Genomic DNA, 4,993 nt, shown 5'->3' on the forward strand with positions numbered 1-4,993 from the left:
GCGGAGGGTAGATCCCGCACTGTTCAAGGCGGTGGCGCGTTCGAGGGGGTGGTTTGAAGAGTTGGCCTCCGGCAGCGTGCGCTCGTTAGCGGAGATCGCGCGACGCGAGAGCATCGCTGTGCGTTACGTCGAGCGTCTCTCCCGCTTGGCATTCACAGCACCCAGCATCGTCGAAGCAATCTGCCGCGGATGTCAGCCCGCTGAGCTTAACGCGGAGACGCTGCTCAACCGGGTCGATCTGCCGCTCGAATGGCCGGCGCAGTTGAAGGCGATCGGAATCGCCTAGAGCCGCGACCGGCCCCATTTCAGAAAGGCGATGGACGAGCGAATTTTGCTCGAACCGTGAAGCGAACCGGCTTTTCTGCGCCTGGAGACAAACCCGAGAAATTCGCCGAATCGGGTGCAGGACTCGCGCTCTCCGGTTCGCATCAAGCGCACAAGCGCCGCGTCACGCGGGGATTTTCCGCCCACTCTAGATTGTAGGGAAGCACTACAGACTGTGTGGCGGAGAGGGGGGGATTCGAACCCCCGAGACCCTTTCGAGTCTACACGCGTTCCAGGCGTGCGCCTTAAACCGGGCTCGGCCACCTCTCCGCGCGAACGCGATTATGCATCACGCCCGAACGCGGGGCCACACGCGCGCTTGATCGTCTGGCACCCGCCAACTAAGAAGTCATGAGGAGCCAGTCGCACAGACGGCTCACTACCGGAGACGTTTCGATGCTGCATACGCCGATTTGCGATTACTTTGGAATCAAGTATCCGATTCTGCTCGCCGGGATGGGCGGGGTCGCGATGCACAAGCTCGTCGCCACGGTTTCCAACGCGGGCGGACTCGGCGTTATTGGCGCCGCGTCGCTGAGCCCCGACGATCTGCGCGCGGAAATCCGCAAGACTCGCGAGCTGACCGACAAACCGTTCGCCGTCGATCTGCTCGCGCCGATTCCCGACATGATGCGTCCGCACGTGCCCGTGATGATCGAAGAAAAGATCAAGGTGTTCGTTGCCGGGCTTTCGGTGCCACAGGAATTCGTCAAGGTGATGCATGACAACGGGATGAAGATCGTCGTGATGTGCGGCAAGGTCCATCACGGGATCAAGTCGCAGAATGCCGGCGCCGACGTGGTCGTCGCGCAAGGGACCGAGGCGGGCGGACATACCGGAGAGATCGGGATGCTCTCGCTGGTGCCGCAGATGATCGACGCGGTGAAGCTGCCAGTGCTGGCCGCGGGGGGAATCGCCGACGGACGGCAGATCGCCGCGGCGCTCACGGTCGGTGCGCAAGGCGTCGTGATCGGCACGCGCTTTATCGCGACGCCCGAGGCGCAGGCGGCGCAAGGCTATCGCGAGGCGATCGTCAGAGCGCACGAGGATTCCACCTTGCGCACGCGCGCGTACACCGGCAAGACCTGTCGCGTCATACGCACCGAGTACGCGCTTGAATGGGAGAAAGACCCGTCGAAGATTCAGCCGTTCCCGCTGCAGGCGCAGACCTCGACACGCAACGGCGTCATGAACTACACCGGCCGCGGCGGCGCCGACGTCGATCCCAATCGCACCTTCATGCCGACCGGACAGGGCGCGGGACTGATCCACGAGATCAAGCCCGCGGCCGAAGTGTTCGCCGATCTGCTGCGCGAGACCGAAGCGGCGCTGCGCAAAGCGCAGCAGTTGCTGTCAGGCGATCCCGTGCGGCAGCATTCCGCGGCGCCGTCGCGATAAGAGTAGCAGGCGACCGTCTAATTCCTTCGCCGTTCTTATTCCCTCGCCCGTTTGTCGGGAGAGAGCTAGGGTGAGGGACATCTGTGCGGCGAAGTTGTCTGTACCTCACATCCGGAATCCAGGCAAATTTTTGGTCCCTCACCCGCCGCTCGAAGACGAGCGTTAGCCGCTCCCGACAAACGGGCGAGGGAATTCGGAATCACACGCCGCGCGAGATGCCCGGCCAGATCTGCTTATGCATCTGCAATTGCATTCGCGCCGGCAATCGATCCTCGAGTATCCACGCCGCGAGCGCGGCGGGCTCCAGTTGTCCGAACACGGGACTCAATAGTAACGCGCCGGCGCGCCGCGCGAGGTCGCGTGTCACGATTGCATCCCTGGTCCATTCGTAGTCCGCACGGTCGGCGACTACGAATTTTATCTCGTCGCGCATAGTCAGATGGTCGAGGTTGCTCCAAAGATTTTGTTCGCATTCGCCGCTGCCCGGACATTTGAGGTCCATGATCTTGATGACGCGCGGGTCGAGCTTGCGTACGTCAACCGTCCCCGACGTCTCGATCATCACGGTCGCGCCGGATTCGAGCATCGCGTCAGTCAGCGGATACACGCCCTCCTGAAGCAACGGTTCGCCGCCGGTCACTTCGACCAAGTCGCATCGGTAGCCCCGAATTATTTTTACTACGTCCGCGATCGGCATCTGCCGGCCTTCGAAGAATGCGTACTCGGTGTCGCACCATTTGCATCGCAGGTTGCATCCGGTGAGCCGCACGAACACGCATGGGCGCCCCGCATGCGTGGATTCACCCTGGATGCTGTAGAAAATCTCGTTGATGTGCAGGCGCTCGGAAATCATTTCTCGCCCGACACGCGAACTCGTGCGGCGTCGCGCGCCTCTTCCATCACGACGCGCAGCGCGACTTTGTGCTCCGCCGCGATTCGACGGCAGTCGTCATACTCGGGCGAAATTGTGGCGGGCTCGCCGCCAATCGCGCCGGATACCTTGACCCGGACCTTGCCCCATCGTGTCTCGACTTCGCGAATCTCGCGATGCAGTTTCATCCGTTCGACCGCATGGAACCGCAAACCGATCGTCGAAGTCTCCGCGAAAATAATCTCCGCGAGCGCATCGCGGCGCGCGGCCTCGGCGAGCACGCCCAGCGTCACCGCGGGACGGCCCTTCTTCATCATTGTCGGCGTGAGCGTCACGTCGCGCGCACCGGCGTCGAATAGCCGATTCATCACATGGTCGTAAATCTGCGGACTGAGGTCATCGATGTTCGCGGAGATCTCGATCATCTCGTCGCTGTCGAACGAGGAGCGCTCGCGCCCGAGCATCAGGCGCAACACGTTGGGCCTATCCTCCAGCTCGCGCGCGCCCGCGCCGTAGCCGATTTTCTCAACTTCGAAAGCGAGCGGGATTGCCGCGGGACGCGCGAGCGCGCGAACGACCGCCGCGCCCGTCGGCGTAACCATCTCGTGCGGGCCGTCGCCGATTTTCAGTGGGAATCCTGACAGCAACTCGGCCGTCGCCGGCGCCGGCACGGGAATTACTCCGTGCTGCGACCGCGCGAACCCGTTGCCCATCGGGAGCGCCGACACGAGCACGTCGCCGACGCCCAGGTGCTCGAGACCCCACGCAGTGCCGACAATATCGATGATCGAATCGACCGCGCCGACCTCGTGGAAGTGAACGCGGTCGGGCGTCGTGTTGTGAATCTTCGCCTCGGCCTGCGCTAGCACTTCGAAGATCGAGATTGCGCGATTTCTGACTGTGGCGGCCAGCGGCGATGCGTCGATCAGCGCGCGAATCTCACCGAAGTGACGCTCCGGCTGAGGCTCGGTCACGGCGACGTCGAACTTGAGCGCTGAGATTCCGCTGGAAACTTTGCGCCGGGTCGAGAGCCGATAACCTGCAATCGGCATCGACTTGATCGCGCGCTCGAATTCGGGAAAATCGGCACCGCAGTCGAGGATTGCGCCGACGATCATGTCGCCACTCAGGCCGGAGAACGCGTCGAGATAAGCCGTTTTCATCGCCCAATCTTTACATGGTAGCAGGGCGTCTATAGAATCAAAAACTCGGTTCGTAGCGGATAGTTCAACCGTGAGGCAAAGAGACCTCAAGCTCTTTCGAAAACTCCTCGAAGGCCGCAAACGCGACATTCTCAATGAATCGGAGCGCGCGGTCGGCACCATGAACAGCGAGTCGGAAGAGGCCTACGCCGACCCGACCGACCGGGCCGCGCTGGAGTCGGACCGCAATTTCCTGCTGCGGATGCGCGATCGCGAGCGCAAGCTGCTCAGCAAAATCGGCGAGGCGTTCGCGCGAATCGAAGACGGCTCGTACGGGCAATGCGAGGAATGCGGCGGCGAAATCGGCATCGAGCGGCTGAAGGCGCGTCCCGTCACCACGCTATGCATCGCGTGCAAGTCCGCGCAGGAAGCGCGCGAGTCGAAGATCTGAGCGCTCCGCCAACCTGGAAAATCGCACTGCTATGAAAGTAAAAAAGGCGGTCATTCTCGCGGCCGGGATGGGCACGCGGATGCTCCCGTCGTCGAAGGTGATCCCCAAGGAAATTTTGCCGGTGGTCGACACGCCGGCGATCCAGGTCGTCGTCGAGGAGGCGGTCGCCTCGGGCATCGCGGAGATCATTATCGTCATCAGCCCAGGCAAGACGACCGTCGTCGATCACTTCAAGCCCAACGCGGAACTCGAGCGCCATCTCGAAGAACGCGGCAAACGCGACATCCTCGAACTCGTCCGGCGCAGCAATAATCCCGCGCGGATTACGATCGCCGAACAGCGGCATCCGCTCGGCCTCGGTCATGCGGTGCTGCAAGCGCACGAGGCGGTCGGCGACGAGCCGTTCGCCGTGATGCTTCCCGATGACATCTTCGATTGCCCACGGCCGTGCCTTCGCCAGCTCCTTGACGTGGCCGAGACGCGCGACGCGCCGGTGGTCGCGCTGCTTAAAGTCGCGCGCAGCGAGATCTCGAAATACGGCATCGTCGATGCGGTAGCCGCCGGCGAGCGCACTTACGAACTCCGCGGGATGGTCGAGAAGCCACCGCCCGAAAAAGCGCCCAGCGAATTGGCAATCATGGGACGCTACGTGCTGACGCCCGACATCTTCGAATTGCTCGCCGCGGGCAAGCCGGGCGCCGGTGGTGAAATTCAGTTGACCGATGCGCTGATGGCGCTGACCGCGCGGCGCAAGATTTACGGCTACGAGTTCGAGGGCGTCCGCTACGACCTGGGCGATCGCGTCGG

At 62.8% G+C, this 4,993-nt stretch carries 5 protein-coding genes, 1 tRNA gene and 1 pseudogene; 4 read left to right on the plus strand and 3 right to left on the minus strand.

All coding sequences use genetic code 11. From position 1 onward, the window contains the following. Positions 1-286, plus strand: a pseudogene (locus tag VJX68_RS16795) (recombinase family protein); the annotation flags it as partial. A 216-nt stretch (positions 287-502) separates the two neighbouring features. On the opposite strand, the gene VJX68_RS16800 reads toward VJX68_RS16795, so the two are convergent. Continuing rightward, positions 503-594 (minus strand) — tRNA-Ser (locus VJX68_RS16800). Positions 595-720: 126 nt separating this feature from the next. Between VJX68_RS16800 and VJX68_RS16805 the strand changes: the two genes are divergently transcribed. Beyond that, the gene (locus VJX68_RS16805; protein ID WP_324096870.1) at positions 721-1,722 is read left to right on the plus strand and encodes an NAD(P)H-dependent flavin oxidoreductase; all 1,002 of its coding nucleotides are present in this window, start codon (positions 721-723) and stop codon (positions 1,720-1,722) included. Between the two features lie 199 nt (positions 1,723-1,921). Here the strand turns inward: VJX68_RS16805 and VJX68_RS16810 are convergent, their stop codons facing one another. Together VJX68_RS16810 and larC are read right to left on the minus strand one after the other, a co-directional pair. Beyond that, complete coding sequence (locus tag VJX68_RS16810; protein ID WP_324096871.1) at positions 1,922-2,575, minus strand: radical SAM protein; 654 nt, start codon at positions 2,573-2,575, stop codon at positions 1,922-1,924. Beyond that, positions 2,572-3,756 (minus strand): nickel pincer cofactor biosynthesis protein LarC, encoded by a 1,185-nt coding sequence (gene larC / locus VJX68_RS16815; protein WP_324096872.1) that lies wholly within the window; start codon positions 3,754-3,756, stop codon positions 2,572-2,574. The genes VJX68_RS16810 and larC overlap by 4 nt, the downstream gene beginning before the upstream one ends. Before the next feature lie 70 nt (positions 3,757-3,826). Between larC and dksA the strand changes: the two genes are divergently transcribed. Then, the gene (gene dksA, locus VJX68_RS16820) at positions 3,827-4,186 is read left to right on the plus strand and encodes an RNA polymerase-binding protein DksA (RefSeq protein WP_324096873.1); all 360 of its coding nucleotides are present in this window, start codon (positions 3,827-3,829) and stop codon (positions 4,184-4,186) included. A 31-nt stretch (positions 4,187-4,217) separates the two neighbouring features. Beyond that, positions 4,218-4,993 (plus strand): UTP--glucose-1-phosphate uridylyltransferase (locus VJX68_RS16825; protein ID WP_324096874.1); only part of this gene is annotated, 776 nt, incomplete at its 3' end.

Origin of the sequence: Binatus sp. (SeqCode) (assembly GCF_035272065.1) — a bacterium.
GTDB lineage: Bacteria > Desulfobacterota > Binatia > Binatales > Binataceae > Binatus.